Genomic DNA, 21,772 nt, shown 5'->3' with positions numbered 1-21,772 from the left:
GCGTAAGCTATGTGTATGTTGAAACTTAAATGGTAAGTATGCAGGAGTGATCGCTTAGTAATAGGATGGAAATTAAAAAATTATAAAAAATACAAAGATTTAAAAAAACAATAAAAATCTATTCTTCAAGTTTGAACCTTAAACTTAAAGCAAGCTTAAAGGATTGTATATTTTGTGTTAACATTGCTTTTTTATTGAACTTGCCTTTAGGCGGAGTCTCCCTTTGAAATTTGATTTTCAGTTACCAATCAGTGTATTGGTGCTGATGATCTGTTGTTTACTTTTTCCTGTTTTACAAAGTATCTCTTTTCCTTTATTTGATGGAATGACTGTTACAGCAGTTGAATCGGTCCAAGCATTGTTATTGCTGTTTTTTGCGATTTTTACTTTTTTCTATATTCGACCACTTGAAATGCAAGATGGAAAGAAACAATTTTGGTTGTGGGCTGTTGCATGGTGGTTGTTGCTATTTGGTCGTAGTATTAGTTGGGGGCGTGACTATTTTCCTGATGTGCCTAAACTGTATTTTCGTTTAATTTCGGTATTCATGATTGCACCTGTCGTCTTTATGCTGTTTTCGCCGTATTTACGCCAAGAAATTGCACGTAAGCTAAAAACCTTGGCTTTACCAATTTGGCCATTGGGCTTGGTGATATTGGGCTTACTTATTTCTGATGCAGTTGAGCATAGTCGAAGTCTTAGTTTTTTATTTTTGTACGATTTGGCTTATAAAGATTTCATCGAAGAAGTTTATGAATTTCCGCTTATTTTTGGTTTGTTTCTAACAGCATACCCATGGTTGCAGCATGATCATGTGCCTCAAGAATTAGAGGTCATGCAATATCATAAAGTGTGATTTTTATCACATTTATAGGGCTAAATTTGAAGCTTCGAAAAGAAATATTTTGAACATTAAACAACCTCTATTCGTAGAGGTTTTTTTCACAGCAAATAAAATCAAAATGCTTAAAATAAATACAAAAAATCATGGTTCTAGTGCAAGATGATTGGCACAAAAATCAGGGTTTTTATGCTATACTGTCCGACTTGATTTTTGATATTGGTTCAGTGTTTTTTGAACTAATTTTTACAGATTTACGATATATAAATGCGGGCAGAATTCTGCTTGTATAACAAGGAGTATGCATGAGCGTATCGGAAATTAGACCGATTGCCATTGAGGATGAACTGAAGAGCTCATATCTCGATTATGCAATGAGCGTGATTGTGTCACGTGCGTTGCCAGATGTCCGAGATGGTCTCAAACCTGTTCACCGTCGTGTGCTTTTTGCAATGCACGAATTGGGCAATGACTACAACAAAGCTTACAAAAAGTCTGCCCGTGTAGTCGGTGACGTCATCGGTAAATATCACCCACATGGTGACTTAGCTGTATACGAAACCATTGTTCGTATGGCTCAAGATTTCAGCTTACGCTATCAATTGGTTGATGGTCAGGGTAACTTCGGTTCTGTCGATGGTGACAGTGCAGCAGCAATGCGTTATACCGAAGTTCGTATGCGTAAATTGACTCACGAACTTTTAGCGGATCTTGAGAAAGATACCGTAGAGTGGGAAGACAACTACGACGGTTCTGAACGTATTCCACAAGTAATGCCAACACGTGTGCCTAACTTGTTGATTAACGGTGTAGCTGGTATTGCTGTAGGTATGGCAACCAACATGGCTCCGCATAACATGACAGAAGTCATTAATGCATGTCTTGCTTATGCTAACGATCCGCACATTAGCATTGAAGGGTTAATGGAACACATTTCTGGTCCAGACTTCCCTACAGGCGGCATCATTTATGGTAAATCTGGCATTGTCGATGCGTACCGTACTGGTAAAGGCCGTTTGCATATCCGTGGTAAATATCACATTGAAGAAGACCAAAAATCGGGCCGTAGCACGATTGTCTTCACTGAAATTCCTTATCAAGTTAACAAAGCAAAAACCATTGAACGTATTGCTGAGTTGGTCAAAGAGAAAAAACTTGAAGGTATTTCTGAACTTCGTGATGAATCAGATAAAGAAGGGATGCGTATTGCAATTGACTTGAAGCGTGGTGAAAACGCTGAAGTGATTGTAAATAACCTATTCCAAAATACCCAATTAGAAAATTCATTCAGTATTAACATGGTCTGCCTCGATAATGGTCAGCCTAAGTTAATGAACTTGAAAGATATTATTGCAGCGTTTATCCGTCACCGTCAGGAAGTGGTTACACGCCGTACCATGTTCGAATTGCGTAAAGCACGTGAACGTGGACATATCTTAGAAGGTTTGACGGTTGCACTTGCAAACATCGATGCGATCATTGAAACCATCAAAACATCTGCAAACCCAAGCGAAGCACGCGAACGTTTACAAGCGGGCGAGTGGGCAGGCGGTGGTGTCGTTGCATTGCTTGAAAAAGCAGGCGCGGTATCTGTCCGTCCAGATGAAATTGAAGGCGAAGATCCAGCACGTCCATTTGGTTTAACAGGTGATATTTATCGTCTGTCTCCAACTCAAGTAGGTGCGATCTTAGAACTTCGTTTACATCGTTTAACTGGTCTAGAACAAGACAAGTTACAAGCTGAATATACAGAAATTCTTGGTCAAATTGCTGAATACACTGCAATTTTGAACGATTTCAACTTATTGATGAATGTAATTAAAGAAGAATTAGCTTTAATCCTTCAACAATATGGCGATGCACGTCGTACCGATATCGTGGAATCACGTATCGACTTCTCTCGTGAAGATTTAATCCCTGAAGAGCAAATGGTACTAACTGTTTCTAAATCAGGCTATGCAAAAACTCAACCATTGTCAGACTACGCTGCACAGCGTCGTGGTGGACGTGGTAAGTCTGCAACTTCAATGAAAGAAGACGATTACATCCAGCATTTGATCGTGACTTCAAACCACGCAACAGTGCTTTGCTTTACCAATGTGGGTAAAGTTTATCGTTTGAAAGTGTATGAAGTACCTCAAGCATCTCGTGGTGCGAAAGGTCGTCCGATGGTGAACTTATTGCCATTAGATGAAAACGAGACCATCACCGCTATTTTACCAGTGGTCGATGCGCCGAAGAAATTTAAAGAACGTTTGGCTGACTTTAAAGCATTTGTAAAAGCCAATAGTGCACAGCTACAAACCAATGAAGTGATTAACAGTCATTTTGCAGGCTTAGAAGCTGCACTTGCTGAGACTGAAGACGGTGCAGATGATTTATCTGACGCACTTCGTATTCAGTTGAAACAATTGGGTCTAGAGTTATCTACCACTGATCTTGATGATGAAATCATCAATGACTTTGCACAGCAAGCAGAAGCCGTTCGTAAAAACTTCTACGTATTTATGGCAACAGAATACGGTACGATTAAACGTGTTGAGTTAGAACAATTCTCGAATGTTCGTTCTAACGGTCTACGTGCGATTGAACTCAATGGTGATGACACCTTAATTGGTGTTGCTATTACTGATGGCGAACAACAAATCATGTTGTTCTCAAACGAAGGTAAAGCCATTCGTTTTGCAGAAACTGACGTGCGTTCAATGGGCCGTTCTGCCAAAGGTGTCCGTGGTATGCGCGTGACCATTGGTGCGGCAGCTCAAGCTGAAGACGCTGAGGATGCGGATGTCGAGTCGGATGATGACGATACCTCTGATTCAGCTCTCATTAGCCGTATAGTGTCATTGGTGGTTGTTCCGGAAACCGGTGAAGTACTTTGTGCTTCAGCTAATGGTTATGGTAAACGTACACCAGTAGATGATTTCCCAACCAAGAAACGTGGCGGTAAAGGTGTTATTGCAATCAAAACATCTGAACGTAACGGCGAACTTGTTGGTGCGGTAGCGATTGATGCGTCTAAAGAGCTAATGTTAATTTCAGATGGTGGTACGTTGGTTCGTACACGTGCGTCTGAAGTGGCACAAACAGGTCGTAATGCTCAAGGTGTTCGTCTGATCCGTTTAGGTGAAAGCGAAATCTTGGTCGGTGTTGTTGCGATCGAAGCAGTTGAAGAAGACGAAACTTTTGAAGAAGTGGAAGCAATCGAAACTGAGCAGCTTGTCGATGACTCAACGATTATTGATCAAAATGACAATGAATCAGATCTCAATGAGCCTGAAGAAGACTAATTGAAGTTTGAGAAAAGAGGGCGCTACGGCGTCCTTTTTTATAGACAGATAATTTTAGATTGATGAGTACAATATGAAATTAAAATATTTTGCAATGGCTTCACTTATTGGGCTTGGCGGCTGTGACCAAATTGGTCAAAAAGCCTTAAATGCAATCCCAGACCCAAGTGCTGAACAGACTGAAGTTGCCCAAGCTGCCTATGATCAGTTGCGTGAAGGCAATTTTGAAAAGCTGTACACCTACTTTGAACCAGAACTCAAAGCCAAGTTTGAACAGAATGAAAAAGAGCTGCGTAAATTTGCACGAGGTATTCCGAAACAAGATTACTCACGCAAAAATATAGTGGCTAAGCACATTGAAAAATCGACTGAAAAACCGTCTTTATATACGGTCACTTATGAGTACGGTTATACCAATAAAAACCTTGTACAGTATGATGTAAGTTTTGATAAGCCGGCAGGAACTAACAAAATTCGAGATTTTAATATTTCAGTGTTTGGTGAAAAAAATAAATAAAGTTTGGTAAAAAATAAAACAAAGCTGTAAAAAAGGACGCCGAAGCGTCCTTTTTTATGGCATAAAATTAAGCGGCATCTTTTAGATTAGCGGCATAATTTTTTTGTTTTTCAGTATCAAATTGGCCTTCCCATTTACTGATCACCAGTACCGCAAGCGCGTTACCAATCACATTCAGTACAGTACGTGCCATATCTAAAATACGGTCAATACCTGCAATGAATGCCAGACCTTCGAGAGGAATACCGACACTGCCGAGAGTCGCCAGCAAGACCACGAAAGAAACGCCAGGTACACCTGCAATCCCTTTAGAGGTAATCATCAAGGTCAGTACTAGAATCACTTGTTGGGTGATTGTCAGATCAATCCCGTAAAGCTGAGCAATAAAGATAGCTGCAATACTTTGATATAGGGTCGAACCATCGAGGTTAAATGAATAGCCAATTGGAATCACGAAACTGGTAATCGGTTTCGGAGCACCGTAAGCTTCCATTTTTTCCATAATACGGGGGAGGACAGTTTCAGAACTTGCAGTTGAATACGCGAGAATCAATTCATCTTTTAAGATCTTGATAATGGCCCAAACACTGAAGCCACAGAACTTGGCAACGGCACCTAATACTATAAAAATAAAGAAGAATATTGCACCATAAACTAAAACTGCGAGCTTAAGCAGTGGCACAAGAGAGCTGAAGCCGAAATTCGCAACAGTCGCTGCAATCAGGCCGAATACACCAATAGGTGCAAACATCATGATCATGTGCGTAACTTTAAACATCGTTTCAGAAACAGCGGTCAACACTTTAATTAAAGGTTGTTTTACTTCCTGATCAAGCGCACCTAAACCTACACCAAACATCACAGAGAAAAAGATGATTGGGAGCATTTGACCACTCGTCAAAGCTGCAAAAAAGTTAGATGGAATAAGTGAAAGTATTGTTTGAATCAAACCATGAGAATGTTCACTGACTTCATGTGTTGTTTCTTGATACTTTGAAATATCGACTTGCGTCAATGCAGACATATCAATGCCGGCACCAGGTTGGAATACGTTGGCTGCAACTAAACCGACTAAAATAGCAACGGTGGTAATGATTTCAAAATAAATAATTGTTTTGAAACCAAGTTTACCTAAGTTACTACCGTGACTTGTATTGGCAATACCTAAAATAAGCATCGACACAACAAGCGGAATAACGATCATCTTAATGAGGTTAATAAAAATTGAGCCCAAAGGCGTCAAAAAGTTATTAACTAAAGCATCACGATATTCAGGAGAATAGTGTAGGAAAGCACCAACAAGTATACCTAGAATGAGAGCAATCACGATTTGCCAGGCAAGGCTCACCTTAATCTTTTTCATACATCAGCTCTTATGTCAGATTTGGGAGAAAAAAGCCCACAGTCATCCACGAACAAATGTTGCAGATAGACTGAATCCGCCATGACAAAAAGTTCTGAATAATTTGGGAGATAAATACGATAATATTTTGCAGTTTATATGAGAATACAGCCAACGATTTTGATCAAAACCAAACTGTTTGATCGATAAATTATCATTTTTAGTCGTATAAACGATTTTATTGTTAAATTTAATTTATAAAACGAATAAAATTGAGTTATTAATAAACACTTCACAAAATCTCTGATTTACCTAGAAAGATCGAAAAAACTAAATGTGAGCCTGTATTTTTCATTTTTATATAGAAGTTTGCTTTATACTTGTGAAGCAGATAAATCAGTGAAAATTCTATAAATCACACAGATTATCCGAAATAAATTTTAACTTTATATATTTTAATAATAACCAGAGGGCTTGTACGGTGTTGAAAAAATTAGTCGTCATCATTGCTTTAATCTTACCTATAACGGCTTGTGAAAAAATCGGCGATTTCTTGATTGCAAAATTCGAATCAAGCCTACCAAGTGAGACAAGCTCACAGCGTATCAAGTCAGAAAAATTATTCGCAGCACTACACCAACCCCATCAAGACAGCTTTTTGGTATTGGTTGAAGAAAATGTTCGTGATGCGATGCTAGCAGATCCAGAGCTGTTTTCACGTATGAAAAAGCTGATTCCTGCAGGTCAACCTAGTGCTGAGGCGGAAGTAATTCAGCGAATGGCAAATACTCGGCTGGGAGAAGGTAAGACCACAACAATTGTGTATAAATATGATTATCCGCAAAAAGAACTGTATATGAGTGTGGTCTTTGCAGGTCATGATGGGAACGATAAAGTGAAAGGATTCTGGCTCGAAAACGCTGCAGAAAAAGAATCAGATGATTTGGTTACTGAGATCACCTCAGATGCAGATGATTTTAATATTCAAGTGGATGAAGCATCGACTGTCACGCCAAATGCATACAGCTAATAGATGACAGCAAGAATTTAAATTTGAGACATGATTAGATACAAAGCGGTCGAGTCTATGATGAATAGGTTTGAACGCATTTCGCTTGAGACCAGACATGTCTTACAGCACAAACAGTTTTATCTTTTGGCAAACTTTAAACGCCAGACAGCAAGACATAAAAAAATCAGTCCAATACTTGTGAGATAAAGCAGTTTTGGGATGACGATTACTGTAGGCACACCCATCTGATTGAGTTGAAGGAACATTTGAATGCCTTGGGTCGAAGGTAATGCTTGAGCGAGTATTTGCATCCATTTAGGCATAGCTGCATGTGGCCATGCCGTTCCCGAAAGTAGAAATAGCGGAATAGAACTAAAAACGATGAGATGTCCTGCACGTTCTGGCAGGTCAAGAAAGGTGGCTAGAAAGAGTGTCATCGCAATAATACAACTGAGGAAGATGGGCACAGCAATGAACATGCCCCAAAAATTTCCACCCCGTGGATAGTCGTTCAGCCAAAAGGTAAAACCAAATAAATAGAAGCACCCTAAAGTCCCGATAGTCAAAATACACAAGAAAATGCCAGCTAATTGTGAATAGCTTGGACGCCATGTGGTGTTTTGTCGATAGGTCGCAATCAGCATGCACAGACCCAATAAAATCGTCTGATGAATAATTAAGGGAGCAACCGCTGGGAAAATATAGCTGCCATAGCCTGAAAGTGGATTAAATAATGGAATCTTATGAATCGACAAAGCGGGGCTAAAATCAGATATGTTCTGGAATTTTTCTGCATATTCGACGAGGGCATTTTCCATAGAACTGGCTAAACCTAAGCCAATTTTTTGAGTCTTTAGAAAGTTTGCAGCACTGAGATATAAACCAATTCCACCGGTTTCACCACGGCGAATGCTATTTGAAAGATTACTCGGCAACAGTAAAATCCCGTCAGCTTGCTGACTTCTGAGCATATTTTCAGCCTCAGCAAAATTACCAGTCACAGCTTGAATTTCTACATTGGGACTATTGGCTACAGCACCAATAATCGTATTGGTGAGTATGCTTTGTTCCTCATCCACCACAATGATAGGGAGCGATTCTGCGTGTTCCGCTTGATAGGCAATGGGATAAAAAAAACTGTAAAGAAAAACAGAAAGCACTAAGGTGGTAAAAATCGAACTGTGCTTCACAATATCTTTAAATGTTTGAATATAGTGTCTGAGCAAAGCTGTTATAAATAACGCGATTTTATTCATATGATTTGTTCCTTCAGTACTTTACGTAAAAAGAAGCTGGCAAGAACCAAATAGAACAGACAGTAAATGATCAGGGTGACAAGCGGTGTGATTGAAATGGAGATTGGGCTACCAATGACCCATTGTTCTGTTTGTAATTTGGCATAAGGCGTATAGGGAATAATATTGGCCCAGAATTTTGTAAACATCGGCGCGTTATTCAGCGGCAATGTCACCCCTGCAAAACTCAGTGATGAGCCACCATATACCGCAATAAAACCAAAAGATTTGGTGAGATCACGTGTCGCCAAAACTACAGTAGAACTGATAAAGGCATAGGCTGTATAAAAAAACAATTGCCCGAGCAAAATTAGCAGTAATGAACCCTGAACAAACCACCCTCGAAACACGATTAGCCAGAACATCCATGCCCATGTCCAAGCGGTAAAAATGAAAACATAACTGAGATTTTTAGCGATTAAAGCTTGAAAGACAGAAGTCGGTTTCACCCATTGATTTACAGTGCCATATTTGATTTCTTGACCGACTGAAAATGCGACACAGCAACACAGTAATAAATGCAGAATCGCAGGAATCATGTACGGCTCTAAATAGAACTCATAATTTAAACCTGGATTATATAAAGGTGAAATTTTGACATTGGGTGTCGGTGCATCGAGGTAGGGAATTGTATTTTCTAAATACTGATGACCACTAAAATCGGCCATGGCTTGCAATGTACTTAGCAGCATGGCTGATGAAATACTATTGCCGACACTAAAATAGCTTTGGTTATAGGCAATGCTGACTTCTGCATCTTTTGCTTGAACCAGTCGTTGCTCTGCACCAGCAGGAATATGAATATAGCCCCAAATTTGAGTCTGATTTAAAAGCTTTTCAGCATCATCCATACTGGGTGTAATGGTGGCTACTTTTAAGGTATGGTTCAGCTGCGCAAAATGAGTAATGTTACGGCTTAAACTGCTTTGATCTTGGTCTATGATCGCGATGGGTAAATGATCTGGTTTACCTTGAGCAAACATATTGGTAAAGAGCAAAATCACAAGGGCAGGGGCAAGTGTGACCATACACAAGTCCCATTTATGCTGCATCAAATAGCGAAACTCACGCAGAATGCCCCTAAACATTATTTACGCTCTTCAATTTTAAACAAAACGCTCATACCCACTTTTAAGTCAGCAATCGGCTGAGCGGGTTTCAGTTGGACTTTAAAACTACGAATGTCATAGCCGCCCGTTTGTCGCGTGGTTTTGATTGTTGCAAATTCACCTTCGGCTTCGATGTGATCAATTTTAAACTCGGCAGATTTGTTTAGCGCCGGTATAAATCCTTGCATGGTCTTGAGTTGATACACTTGAGCATACTGGTCTTCACGGACATTTAAGCTAATCCATAAGCTATCATCTTGAATCAGGCTTACAACGGGCACACCCATCGCAACTAATTCTGAAACTTTGCCATAGGTTTTTGAAATGGTGCCATTGGACGGTGCAAACAATTTGGTTTCAGCCTCAAGTGCATTTGCTTCGGCCAACGCGGCTTGCGCAATCTTGACTTGGGCATCTGCCGAGCTTTGTTGTTGCGGTGTACTGCCACGTTTTGCACGCGCATATTGTTGATAAGACGCTTCTGTCATTTGTGCAGCAGACACTGCGGCAGCTTGCATTTCATCACGGCGTTGTCGTGAAATGACACCTTCTTTATAGAGGTTTTGACCACGTTGGTAGGTGGTTTGCGCCAATTGTTGTTGTGCTTTTAGACTTTGCCAATTGGCATATAAACTATCAATATTTTCTTGTTGAGAGCCACGTTCAGCTGTGGATTGCAGTGCTTGCGCAGATTGAAGTGCAGCTAAAGCCTGTTGTTTCTTTGCATCGACTTCGGGGCTGGTTAAACGAACCAGTGCTTGACCTGCTTGTACTTTTTCACCGTCATGCACATATATTTCTTCAATACGACTAGGTACTTTGGTACTAATGTGGATGGTTTCAGCCTCAACTCGACCTTGTAATTCAACCTGCTTGGGCTGATAACTTTTCCATAAGCCAAATGCAATCAATGCCAAAAGCAGAACTAAGACAATGCCAATCACGAGCTTGATCAAAGCAGATTTATTGCGACTTTGCACTGAGCTTTTTTTCGTCTCTGCATCAGTATTGGTATTCACTTTCTTTGGAGTATCCTCAGCAGTATTTGCTGTAGACGAAACGTTTGAACTCGAGACATTGGATTGGGATGTTTCAGCATTCGCAGAGGCATCTTCTTGGTGATCAGTTGGTTCCTGATTCATATTGTTTCCCCTCGGCTAAACTTAGCGAATATAGTCGGTGTGTGATTGATTGATATAGCTTTGGAACTGGTCAATGCTCCCGTGACTTTGTAGCAGTGTTGCGAGTGACATCACGTATTTATAAGCATTAAGCGCCATTTCACTTTGTAGCCCGTTCAATGCATTTTGTGCATCAATGACTTGTGTGGCTGTTCCCATATCTTCCTTAAATGAAAGTTGTTGGATTCTTAAATTTTCTTGTGCGGCTTTTAGATTTTGCTGTAACAACAGGTGACTTTGCTGAGCGCTGGTGACTTCATTAAACGAGCTATAAATCAGACTTTCAATTTCTTGTTTGGTACGCTCAGTCATTAACTCAGATGCATAGCGTTGAAGTTCAGCAGCTTGTACGGATTTGTTTTTATCAATACCTGAAAATAAGTTGTAGCGAGCGGCAACACCAACGATCCAATTTTGTTTATCGTCGAGACTATATTCACCAAAGGCAAAGACGTTGGGTTTTTTTGCTGCGCTTTGGGCTTTCACATTAGCACCAGCCAATTGACTGTCCAATTGCATTTTACGCACCAAACTAGACTGATCCTGATAACTTTTTAGTAAGGCGGTTATATTTTGATTGTGTTGCTGATTGATAAATAATGGCGTTGTAAGATCAGTAATTTGGCTGCTTTGCATTAAGTTGTTTAACTTAAATAAGCTAGAGCGGAGATTCGCTTCAGTATTTTGAAAAGTTCTGAGTGCATTATTCTTCGCCACTTCAAATTGCATACGCTGGCCTTTGCTAATAAAACCCTGTTGTTCCATTTTGAGCGCATTGGCATAGTGTTGTTGCATCGCATTTAAATTGAAGCGGCTGCTTTCGACTAATTTTTTTTGTAATTGAGCATTGAAGTAGGCTTGGATTAATTCAAAACGTTGCACATCTTGTTGTTGTTCACTGCTTATCGCGCTGCGTTTGGCTTGAATATTGGCAATTTCCTTGGCGCTAGACGTTAACCCACCGGTATACAGCGGCATCATTACGGAAACGGTAGGGCGGATCACTTGATCATCTAAGACCACTTGGGAAGAATCTGGAATTAATCCGACACCATCACGGATTGGCTGTTGCAGACTGTCTTTTAATGGGTCTGCCAAATCACTCGGTAAGCTTTCATCAATTTTATTATTAATGCCATTACTCAGCGTTTGTTCTAAGTTGTTTTTTAAGGCGCCGAGAGGAATATCGAGTTCATTATGAAAGGCATAGGCACGGACGTTTAAATCCACACGAGGTAAACCAAGGCCTTTAATGGCCTGAGCTTGAAGTTCGGCAGATTGTTGTAGCGCTTGGTTGGCCTGAGTGCTAAAAGAACTAGTGAGTAGACTTTGTTCTGCTTGGCTATAACTGATACTTTGCGCAAGTACCGTAGGGCTAAAAAAGCCACTGAAACAACCAAGGCCAAGCAGTAAACCTGAACGAAATGTATGTTTAATTTTTATAGAATAATCTGTTCGAGGTAGAGGCATAAAAACACACTCACAGCTAGGATGGGTTCATTATAGTCATTGTGATGAAGTTGGGTAAATTCACTAAGTTGTTGTATTGTTTCATATACATATGTAAATAAATTTTATCTTTGTAGCGCACGTCATTTTCGCACATCAAGACCTTAAATTAGCATCAATTCAAGGGATAAAAAATATCAGTAAATCTAATAATTTGAATTAATAAGAATTAATTTTGATCTTTATTGAAAATTTGACTTCAAATGTCAGACAGCATTGGAATATTTTCAGCTTTAACTACTGCAAGCACGCGTCAGATATGGTTAAATGCCATCATTTTATTGTGTTTCACTTTGAAAGGAAAACTCATGCGCGCGTACAACTTCTGTGCTGGTCCTGCTGCATTACCCACTGCCGTTTTAGAAAAAGCTCAAGCTGAAATGCTTGACTGGCAAGGCAAAGGCCTTTCGATCATGGAAATGAGCCACCGTAGTAAAGACTATGTCGCTGTGGCAGAGAAAGCAGAAGCTGATCTTCGTAAGCTGATGAATATTCCAGACAACTATAAAGTGTTATTCCTTCAAGGTGGCGCATCACTTCAATTCTCTGCGATCCCATTAAACCTATTGGGTAAAAACAGCAAAGCAGACTATATCCACACTGGTATTTGGTCTGAAAAAGCGTTGAAAGAAGCACAGCGTTATGGCGACATTAATGTTGTTGAAGCGGGTACCACCATTGACGGTAAACTTGCGATTACTGATCAAAGCACCTGGAACTTATCTGATGATGCGGCTTATGTGCATTATGCAGATAATGAAACTATTGGTGGTCTTCAGTTTGCCAACATTCCTGAAACGGACAAACCATTGGTTGCCGATTTTTCATCGAGCATTTTATCTGCACCATTAGACGTATCTAAGTTCGGTTTAATCTATGCAGGTGCTCAGAAAAATATTGGTCCTGCTGGTTTAACTTTGGTGATTATTCGTGATGATTTATTGGATCAAGCGAAAGCAGATATTCCAAGTATCTTGAAATATTCAGCTCAAGCGAAAAATGGTTCAATGGTGAATACACCTTCAACTTATGCATGGTACTTATCTGGCCTCGTTTTTGAATGGTTACTTGAGCAGGGCGGTGTAGACGCAATTTATAAAGCGAATATGGCAAAAGCTGAATTACTTTATGGTTATATTGATTCAAGCGATTTCTATGCAAATCCAATTGCAAAAGAATTCCGTTCAATCATGAACGTACCATTTACTTTGGCGAATCCAGAATTGGAAAAACAATTCTTGAAAGAAGCTGAAGAAAACCACTTGCTGAATTTAGCTGGTCACCGTTCAGTGGGTGGTATGCGTGCAAGTATTTATAATGCTGTTCCGCTAGAAGGCGTTCAAGCACTGGTTAACTTTATGGATGACTTTGCAAAACGCAACGCATAATCCTAAAGGCATAAAAAAACCGGCAAATGCCGGTTTTTTTATTGAATAGATTAAAAAATAAAAGTATGTAACACGTATGCACAAATCAGCATACCTAACATAAAAAATAAGCAGGACATTGGCTCGATTTGATATCGAGATTCCATGTGATGGTCAACTTGCGATAAGTTTTCTTCTTGCACGACTTTCATAGATATTCTTTCCGATCTATTTATCGTTAATTACTATTTCTTAAACGCATTTTTAACATAATTATTTGATTAAATAAAGTACTATCTGCCATAAACTTACTAAACTATTTAGTTTATTTAAAAATAAGCAACCGAATTGCTAAATTTAGTTTCATAAATTTCCTATCTTATTTATTTATATTAGATTTTTATATTTTATCTTTTGCAGATGGATTTATTTAGCAGCATTATTTTGAATTTAATATTGTGGATAAGTTATTTTAATTTGAATTTAAAAATAGAATAAATCGACTGGCTTGTGGATAAAAAATATTCAATCATTTAAATATTCAGCGAATACACATGATTAGCGAGAAGTAAAAAAACTGCCCAGAGGCAGTTTTTTTATTTGAAATAGGGTTTTTGAATTCAAATTAGGCAGATTTTGCGTAAATATTGGCTTGTATCCACAGGTTGCCACGAATATATTGCCCAACATTGAAATCTTTATGCGCCGGATTTCGTGTTGCAACACGAACAATCACCGCTTCTTGGTTTTCTTCGTGGATTAAGGTTACATCATACAGCGTATAGTCTTGCTCTTTAAATTGCATGGCAGTTTTGCCAACTATATGCCCTTGGAACCATGCTTCATCTTCTTGACCGAGGTTTTCACCATATAGGTATGCAACCATTTTAGAAAAATCGACGGTGACTGGTGCTTTGTCATCTTCAGACTTCGGTTGCCACGCTTTAATCTGTTCGTGTAAGTCTGCAGGGGCAACACCATTATTTGCTGCCAAGATATCGTTTAAAGCACGATGATGTTTAATCGATGCAGGATCGTCAACGACAAGCTGTTCATGTTCTGCGACAGCTTCGAGTTCATAAGCCCAAGCATTGAGTTGCACACTGTAGCTTGCATCTTTTTCATATTGGTCGTGATTGACGCTATATAAACTATCAAAAGCATACACACTGGTATTTGCGCCTAAGTCGAGGCAAAGCACTGCTTGTGTATTGGATTTACAGGTAATAATACGTTCAATGGTGGCTTTGGTTTTATATGGGCTATCAAAACTTGGAAATGCAGTTTTAACGGCTTTAGGTTTATTATTTTCTACCGCAATCACTTGGCACAGTTGAATCGACGCTTGTGATGGACCTTGAATCAGCCAGGTACTTTGATCCATATCAGATTCTTGTGCGCATAAGCCCATCGGCATAATGGGTGCATCTAATGCCTGACCCAGCCAAACTGGTACATCCGTTGTCGGGTTGCCTGTAAGCAAATTCCAATGTTCAACATGACTACCAAAAGTTTGATCTTCAATAGTGATAATTTCAGGGCTATTTTGTTTTTTCATATGCACAATTGATATTGGGTTGGTTTCATAATTAATAAATCGAGGGTTATTTGAAATTTTCAAGTCACCGACGTCATATTTATCATGAAATCATGCATAAAAAATGTTTTCAGTAGGATTTAAATGTAAAAGCATTGGAAAATAAGCCCAAGTTGGAGTCAATTTGCAGCTTTTCGATTCTCATGATTAGAGAAATGTAGATCCATTCAGCGGATGCAGATCCCCAAATTGTCATGTAGATTTGTTACTATGAGTCATGTTTAAAAGTGAATGGAAAATCAGTGCTGCCATTTAAATTATGGGTGGATGCAGATGCGTTACCACGCATTTTACGTGATGTAATTATTCGGGCTTCTGATCGTTACCAGTTAGAAGTCACTTTTGTCGCCAATCAAAATGTTGGGATAACGCCTTCGGTGCGGATTAACTCAATTCAAGTCATGAGCGGGGCAGATGCAGCGGATAAAGAAATTATTCAGCGCATGAAAGAGCACGACATCGTGATGACACAGGATATTCCACTTGCTGCTGAAGTGATTGAGCGGGGCGGTATAGCGATACATCCACGCGGTGAGATTTATACCACAGCAAATGTCAAAGCTCGTCTACATTTACGCGACTTTATGGATACATTACGGGGCGCAGGTGTGCAAACTGGTGGTCCAGCACCGATTTCTGAACGTGATAAGCGCGAATTTTCCAGTAGCTTAGATCAAACCATTCAAAAGCAAAAACGAAAAACGGCGCAGAAGTAAAAACCATGCCATCTAAAACAAATCTAGCGACCACCTATGCGTTGTTGGTCTTTATTTGGTCGACCACGCCACTTGCCATCGTTTGGAGTGTCAGTGATATCAATGCGTTTTGGGCACTGACATTACGCTTTTTTATCGCATTACCCTTGGCTGTCGCATTATTGTTTATTTTTAAACATAAACTGCCGATGGATAAAACCTCGCTGCACAGTTATTTGGCGGGGGCGTTTAGTTTTATTGGTTCTCAGATTTTTACCTATATGGCAACGGCCTATCTCAGCTCAGGCATTATTGCCCTGATGTTTGGTTTAGCGCCAATTATGACGGGTCTGATCGGTCGTTTCTTCTTTCATACCTATCTGCATCGCTTGCAATGGATTGGGATGTTGATTGCCGTCTGTGGTTTAGCCATTATTTGCTTAGGCGGCAGTGATCAGCACGTACAGCCTGTTGGTATCGTCTTAATGTTAATGAGCGTGTTCGTCTACTGTATGTCGATTTTTTGGGTGAAAAAAGTCAATGCACCTTTGCAGCCCATGTCTCAAGCCACAGGTTCGATTCTTATCTCTGCACTATTTTCTGCCGCGATGCTACCGTTTATTTGGCAATATGCACCGACACAGATGCCTTCGACCAAAGCACTCATTGGCTTATTTTATGCAGTGATTATGGCTTCATTGATTGCAATGTTTTGTTATTTCAAACTGGTACAAAACATCAAGGCGACAACTTTGTCTTTAACAACGGTACTCACACCCATGCTTGCTATGCTCTTTGGTGCTTTACTGAATGATGAAAAATTATCATTGATGGTTTTACTTGGTGCTGTGATTCTATTATCAGGCTTGTTTGTTTATTTTTATAAAGATTTTCGGGCGAACAGAGAGCTCGCCCACAAATTAAAACATTGATTAAAAATCACTCTTTGTTTTGGGTCAGTGCGATACACTCTGCAAGTTTGACGCGGTCTTGAGGGAGCAGTGTGATAAAATAGGCACCCGTACGGTATAAGTTGCTTTCTTCTTCACGGCTATAAACCACTTGCGCAGTTGCCGCAATATGGAAGAAATTTTCAGGGTGGCTTAAGGTCACATGGATATAAGTACCTTCTTTAATCGCGCGTTCGCTAAAAAAGCTCAAACCAGTCTCTGAAAAATTCACATGCTCAGGCACTGGTAACATGCTTTGTACAATTGCGTCGTATAAAGAACCCGTAATAAGGTTTAACTTTTGGTTAAATAAGGATAAGATTCGAGCAATTTGTTGATCTTTCTCAGCTAATTGTTCTAATTCGTAGTTGAGTGCATGATCAAATTGATCTAATTCAGCAAGTAGTAGAAAATAGCGCGGCAATACAAAATTAGGATCGTAAGGATCATTCAGTGCAACATCATCAGAGATAATCTGATAGTTGATGCGCAAAGCAGCATCGATACGCGACATTACACGGCGTTCAGTTTGAACGCTTTGATGCTGTAAGTTTTCCATAATATATATTACCTCGGACTAGATGGTTATGTTTAAACCAATCTCGCTGTATATAGGGTTGAGATACACTCGCGCTCGGCGCAGTAACCACTTTATTTCTTTTATTGCTCTGGTATCCATGATCGGCCTCACGCTTGGTGTGGCAGTCCTTATTACAGTTTTATCTGTGATGAATGGTTTCGATCGTGAGCTGAAAACTCGTGTCTTAGGAATGATACCTCAAGCCACTGTTTCTTCAACACAAATTTTAACAAATTGGCCTGAACTTGCAAAAAAAATTGAGCAACATGAGCATGTTCAAGGGGTCGCACCATTCACCCAATTACAGGGAATGTTGACGGCACAAGGTCAAGTGTCTGGCATTATGGTCAGTGGGATTGAACCGCAGTATGAAAAAAAGGTATCAATTATCCAAGACCATATGGTGGAAGGCAGTATCGATAATCTGAAAAAAGGTGAGTTTGGTATTGTGCTCGGCAAGCAAATGACAGATGCCTTGGGTTTAGGTTTGAATGACAGTGTGACCTTGGTGCTTCCTGAAGCAACACCTTCTCCGGCTGGGGTCGTTCCGCGTTTTAAACGATTTAAAATTGTGGGTATTTTCAGTATTGGTGCGGAAGTTGATTCGATGATGGGCTATGTGGCCCTGAACGATGCGTCGACTTTATTAAGACTGCCAGATGGTGCACAAGGCATCCGTATGAAGTTGGATGATATTTTTGCAGCACCACAAGTATCTCAAGAAATTGTGCGTGATTTACCTGCAAACTTTTATGCTTCAGATTGGACTTATACGCACGGTAATCTGTTCAGTGCGATTCAAATGGAAAAGGCAATGGTAAGTTTATTGCTGTTCCTGATTGTATTGGTTGCAGCATTTAATATCGTGTCTTCATTGGTGATGGTGGTCACTGATAAAAAATCCGATATTGCCATTTTGCGTACACTAGGCGCTTCACCGGCTACAATCACACGGATCTTCATGGTGCAAGGTACAGTGATTGGGGTGATTGGTACGGTGTCAGGGGCGATTTTAGGGATTATCGCTGCATCGAGTATTAGTAATTTAGTCGGTTGGTTGAATACAACATTGGGCTTAAATATGTTTGATGCTTACTTCATCAACTATTTACCGTCTTATTTAAGATGGCAAGATGTTGTGGTGATTGTATCTTTATCATTGGGTCTTAGCTTTATCGCGACTATTTATCCGGCTTTACGTGCAGCTAAAGTTCAACCTGCAGAGGCTCTACGCTATGAGTAATTTAGTTTTAGATGCCCAAAACATTACCAAATCTTTTACTGATGGTAAGTCTACAGTCGATGTAATTCGCGGACTTTCATTACAAGTCAAAGCAGGTGAGTTTGTTTCAATTGTTGGTTCAAGTGGCTCTGGTAAAAGTACGTTGTTGCATGTATTGGGTGGCTTGGATCGTCCAACATCGGGTCAAGTGTTGATTAATGGTCAACGCTTTGACACTTTAGGTGAAGCAGAGCGTGGATATATCCGTAATGAGCATTTGGGTTTTGTGTACCAATTCCATCACTTGTTGCCTGAATTTACCGCGTTTGAAAATGTGGCGATGCCATTAATGTTACGTAAGTCGAGTAATTTCAAAGAAGTCAAGCAGCAAGCTGAATACCTGTTGGAACGTGTTGGACTTTCGCATCGTATGACGCACAAACCGGGTGAGCTTTCAGGCGGTGAACGTCAACGTGTGGCTTTGGCTCGTGCATTGGTAGCAAAACCTAAGTTGATGATGGCTGATGAGCCAACAGGGAACTTAGACCGCAAAACCGCAGTAAAGATTTTTGAGTTGCTATCTGAGTTGCGTAAAGAATTTAACATGGCCATGTTAATCGTGACCCATGATGAATATTTAGCTCAATCTGCTGATGCGATTTTGCATATGCAAGATGGTTTATGGGTAGATGACTAAGCGCTAAATTGATTTTGTAAAAAATTAGTGGATTAAGATTGTTTGATTGAAGCTCACCTCGGTGGGCTTTATTATTGCCAGCACATAATAAAAATAATGAAGACTCATGTTACAAATTTTTTGTATTGGCTGGATTTTAGGTATTTCTTTTATGGGGTTCATGTTTTGGAATCCACAACTCTCGACAGCTCAGTTGCTTTTTATTGTCCTGATTTGGCTAGTGCTACAGCTCTACATTTCACCAAAACTAAAAAGTATCTTTTCGAAAATCTTACAGCTCAGTACAAATCTTTGCATAGGTTCAATTCTCGGTTTTAGTTTCGCCAATACTCAACTCGATCAGCGTTTGGCATTGGTTGAACATCAGAGCAGACAAGGCGAGTTTATTGCGTATATTCCACAGATCAGCCAACTCAAAGACCAAGCAATTCAGCAAAAAATTGAAGTGCTCAATCTGAATCAGCAGATTCAATATTTTATGGCGTATTTACCCAAGTCAATTTTGCAAAATAATGAACAGACGATTCAGTTGGTCCCTGGACAATACTATCGTATGTATGGTGAATTACGACCTACCCAAAGCTATGTGACCGAAGGTGCATTTGACCAAGAAAGGTGGAGCATACAGCAAAATATACATGCCAGTTTAAAGGTGAAGTCGGTCGAACTTATACCATCTCGACATATGGTTGCTATGGGCTATGGGCAGCAGTATCAACGACATCAAGGTGTGCTACACCAGTTCAAAATAAAAGTCGAACAACAACGTTTATATTTAAGAGCGTTTATATACCAACAACCGCTGCAGAATCATGGCTTGCTGTTAGCGCTGCTTACAGGTGATAAAAGTTTACTCACTGAAGGCACCAGTGAGTTATTTCAACGCTTTGGGATGAGTCATTTACTGGCGATATCTGGTCCACATGTACTTGTTTTTGCCAGCATGCTTTGTTGGGTGATGCAGTTAGCTATTCGAAAATATTGTCCCAAAATTTATCTCAAATGGCCCAAACAGTATGTTTTGGTCGTGCCCTTTATCTTTTGTGTCCTTGTATATTGTGCATTTACCGGTTTTGAAATACCTGCACTGAGAACGCTGACGATCTGCCTAGTTGCAAGTAGCATGCTTTTGTTACGGCAAACCATTCAGCCTTTTCAACTGCTGATTTTTAGTGCCGCTATTTTATTGCTAGTGGACCCCTTTAGTATTTTATCCGCAGCATTTTGGTTGTCTTATGGCGCATGCTTTATTTTACTGCGGATTTATCAAACCTTAAGGAAGCATTTACTGGCTCAAACGGACGCCAGTTTTTGGCAAAAGTTAAAGCATTCAATGTGGTTGATGGTGGAATCACAATGGAAAATCTTTGTCGCTTTATTTCCATTGATGGTGATTTTTTTCAAGCAAGTGACTTGGATTAGCCCACTAAGTAATTTATTTGCCATCCCGTGGTTAGGGACTGTGGTGGTTCCTTTAGATATCATCGGAGGGGCACTTTCTTATATTTCTACACCTTTGGCGCATTTGGTTTTTTTATTCAATGATCTGTGTTTGGAAATATTGCATGTGTTTCTCTATGGCTTAGATCGACTCTTTGCACCAAAAATGCACGATGTCGCATTGACGTCAACTCAAATCATACTGTTGATACTCGTTGTAGTAATCTTATTTTTACCTGAAGGTATCTTGCCAAAATATTGGGCGGTCATTGCCTTTTTTGCTCTGTTTATCCCATGGAGAAATTCAGCAAACTTTCAACTTTCAATTTTAGATGTGGGGCAAGGGCAGGCGATCTATATCCGTTCTGTAGATCATCATATGATGGTAGACTTCGGTGGAAACTATGATGAAAGTCAATTTAGTGTCGGGCAAAATATCATCCGGCCATTTTTGAGTGTGAATGGTGTCCATCGACTAGATCGGGTGTTATTGACTCATTTAGATCAAGACCATAGCGGTGGTTTTTTCTCATTGGAGCAACAGCTTGATATCGGGCAGCTTTCAAGTAATGAGCGAGTACAAACCACGAACCAAGTTCCACAGCGTTTATGTCAGCGTGGTCAGCAGTGGAATTGGGATCAGCAAGTCTATTTTGAAATACTCTCGCCAAAGCCTGAAGATCTGACAAATGCTCAATGGAATGCCAATGAACGTTCTTGTGTTCTATATGTCACGGTCAAAGGCGTCAATGGCCCACGACATTTTCTATTGATGGGGGATGCGGGTTGGGAGACGGAATATCAAATGTTAAGTGATTATCCAGACCTAAAAGTCGATGTCTTGGTGCTTGGACACCATGGTAGTCGGCACAGTTCATCCTATGCGTTTTTAAACCATTTTAAGCCCAAGTTGGCGATTGCTTCCGCAGGTCGCTTTAATCGTTATGGACATCCTGCAAAGATGACCCAAACACGGCTCAAACAATTAGACATTCCACTCTTGCAAACTGCACAAAGTGGAAGTATTCATTTCAAGCAAAATAAACAACAAATTGAACTAATTGAAGAGCGGACAAAGTATAAATGGCTCGATCTATATCGCAGGCTATCTAAAGAATCCGAATAGAA

17 protein-coding genes are annotated in these 21,772 nt (G+C 40.0%); 10 read left to right on the top strand and 7 right to left on the bottom strand.

Annotated elements, in window-relative coordinates; translation table 11 throughout:
• Positions 1-223 precede the first annotated feature (223 nt).
• The 3 genes from FTU38_RS00200 to FTU38_RS00190 all read left to right on the top strand — a co-directional run bounded on the left by FTU38_RS00200 (position 224) and on the right by FTU38_RS00190 (position 4,648).
• Positions 224-856, top strand: a complete 633-nt coding sequence (locus FTU38_RS00200) for a hypothetical protein (protein WP_180110355.1) — start codon at positions 224-226, stop codon at positions 854-856.
• A gap of 290 nt (positions 857-1,146) precedes the next feature.
• Positions 1,147-4,131 (top strand): DNA gyrase subunit A, encoded by a 2,985-nt coding sequence (gene gyrA, locus FTU38_RS00195; RefSeq protein WP_180034397.1) that lies wholly within the window; start codon positions 1,147-1,149, stop codon positions 4,129-4,131.
• A gap of 73 nt (positions 4,132-4,204) precedes the next feature.
• On the top strand, positions 4,205-4,648 hold the full coding sequence (locus tag FTU38_RS00190; protein ID WP_180110354.1) for a DUF3887 domain-containing protein: 444 nt from the start codon (positions 4,205-4,207) through the stop codon (positions 4,646-4,648).
• A 67-nt stretch (positions 4,649-4,715) separates the two neighbouring features.
• Here the strand turns inward: FTU38_RS00190 and gltP are convergent, their stop codons facing one another.
• The gene (gene gltP, locus FTU38_RS00185; RefSeq protein ID WP_078190399.1) at positions 4,716-6,011 is read right to left on the bottom strand and encodes a glutamate/aspartate:proton symporter GltP; all 1,296 of its coding nucleotides are present in this window, start codon (positions 6,009-6,011) and stop codon (positions 4,716-4,718) included.
• Positions 6,012-6,471: 460 nt separating this feature from the next.
• Between gltP and FTU38_RS00180 the strand changes: the two genes are divergently transcribed.
• Entirely contained in the window at positions 6,472-7,020 is a 549-nt protein-coding gene (locus tag FTU38_RS00180) for a hypothetical protein (RefSeq protein WP_180110353.1), read from the top strand.
• A 119-nt stretch (positions 7,021-7,139) separates the two neighbouring features.
• Here FTU38_RS00180 and FTU38_RS00175 read toward each other — a convergent pair whose 3' ends face one another.
• Genes FTU38_RS00175 through FTU38_RS00160 form a run of 4 tightly spaced genes read right to left on the bottom strand, consistent with a single transcriptional unit; the run spans position 7,140 to position 12,057 of the window.
• Complete coding sequence (locus FTU38_RS00175; protein WP_373683958.1) at positions 7,140-8,237, bottom strand: ABC transporter permease; 1,098 nt, start codon at positions 8,235-8,237, stop codon at positions 7,140-7,142.
• Between the two features lie 17 nt (positions 8,238-8,254).
• Positions 8,255-9,385, bottom strand: a complete 1,131-nt coding sequence (locus FTU38_RS00170; RefSeq protein ID WP_180110351.1) for an ABC transporter permease — start codon at positions 9,383-9,385, stop codon at positions 8,255-8,257.
• Positions 9,385-10,548 (bottom strand): HlyD family secretion protein, encoded by a 1,164-nt coding sequence (locus tag FTU38_RS00165; RefSeq protein WP_111883932.1) that lies wholly within the window; start codon positions 10,546-10,548, stop codon positions 9,385-9,387. The genes FTU38_RS00170 and FTU38_RS00165 overlap by 1 nt, the downstream gene beginning before the upstream one ends.
• A 21-nt stretch (positions 10,549-10,569) precedes the next feature.
• The gene (locus tag FTU38_RS00160; protein WP_180003318.1) at positions 10,570-12,057 is read right to left on the bottom strand and encodes a TolC family protein; all 1,488 of its coding nucleotides are present in this window, start codon (positions 12,055-12,057) and stop codon (positions 10,570-10,572) included.
• Between the two features lie 347 nt (positions 12,058-12,404).
• Here FTU38_RS00160 and serC point away from each other — a divergent pair, with 347 nt between their 5' ends.
• Positions 12,405-13,484, top strand: coding sequence for a 3-phosphoserine/phosphohydroxythreonine transaminase (serC, locus tag FTU38_RS00155; RefSeq protein WP_078192058.1), 1,080 nt, complete (start codon positions 12,405-12,407; stop codon positions 13,482-13,484).
• Between the two features lie 604 nt (positions 13,485-14,088).
• Here serC and FTU38_RS00150 read toward each other — a convergent pair.
• On the bottom strand, positions 14,089-15,021 hold the full coding sequence (locus tag FTU38_RS00150) for a hypothetical protein (RefSeq protein WP_180009976.1): 933 nt from the start codon (positions 15,019-15,021) through the stop codon (positions 14,089-14,091).
• Positions 15,022-15,287: 266 nt separating this feature from the next.
• On the opposite strand from FTU38_RS00150, the gene FTU38_RS00145 reads away from it, so the two are divergent.
• Together FTU38_RS00145 and FTU38_RS00140 are read left to right on the top strand one after the other, a co-directional pair.
• Complete coding sequence (locus FTU38_RS00145) at positions 15,288-15,776, top strand: YaiI/YqxD family protein (RefSeq protein ID WP_372491130.1); 489 nt, start codon at positions 15,288-15,290, stop codon at positions 15,774-15,776.
• A 5-nt stretch (positions 15,777-15,781) separates the two neighbouring features.
• Entirely contained in the window at positions 15,782-16,687 is a 906-nt protein-coding gene (locus FTU38_RS00140) for a DMT family transporter (protein ID WP_168378072.1), read from the top strand.
• Between the two features lie 7 nt (positions 16,688-16,694).
• Here the strand turns inward: FTU38_RS00140 and FTU38_RS00135 are convergent, their stop codons facing one another.
• A complete protein-coding gene (locus tag FTU38_RS00135) occupies positions 16,695-17,264 on the bottom strand; it encodes a PilZ domain-containing protein (protein ID WP_078192054.1) in 570 nt (189 codons plus the stop codon).
• Positions 17,265-17,292: 28 nt separating this feature from the next.
• Here FTU38_RS00135 and FTU38_RS00130 point away from each other — a divergent pair, with 28 nt between their 5' ends.
• The 3 genes from FTU38_RS00130 (at position 17,293) to FTU38_RS00120 (ending at position 21,770) form a co-directional block, all read left to right on the top strand.
• Complete coding sequence (locus tag FTU38_RS00130; RefSeq protein WP_078190389.1) at positions 17,293-18,528, top strand: lipoprotein-releasing ABC transporter permease subunit; 1,236 nt, start codon at positions 17,293-17,295, stop codon at positions 18,526-18,528.
• The gene (lolD, locus tag FTU38_RS00125) at positions 18,521-19,204 is read left to right on the top strand and encodes a lipoprotein-releasing ABC transporter ATP-binding protein LolD (RefSeq protein ID WP_111883937.1); all 684 of its coding nucleotides are present in this window, start codon (positions 18,521-18,523) and stop codon (positions 19,202-19,204) included. Before FTU38_RS00130 ends, lolD begins: the two co-directional genes overlap by 8 nt.
• A 106-nt stretch (positions 19,205-19,310) precedes the next feature.
• Positions 19,311-21,770: a DNA internalization-related competence protein ComEC/Rec2 gene (locus tag FTU38_RS00120; RefSeq protein WP_180110350.1), complete on the top strand. Its 2,460-nt coding sequence runs from the start codon at positions 19,311-19,313 to the stop codon at positions 21,768-21,770.
• Positions 21,771-21,772 lie beyond the last annotated feature (2 nt).

It is taken from the genome of Acinetobacter sp. YH12098 (assembly GCF_013419235.1).
GTDB lineage: Bacteria > Pseudomonadota > Gammaproteobacteria > Pseudomonadales > Moraxellaceae > Acinetobacter > Acinetobacter amyesii.
The sequence above is the reverse complement of the archived record's forward strand: the minus strand, read 5'-3'. Positions and strand labels throughout refer to the sequence as shown.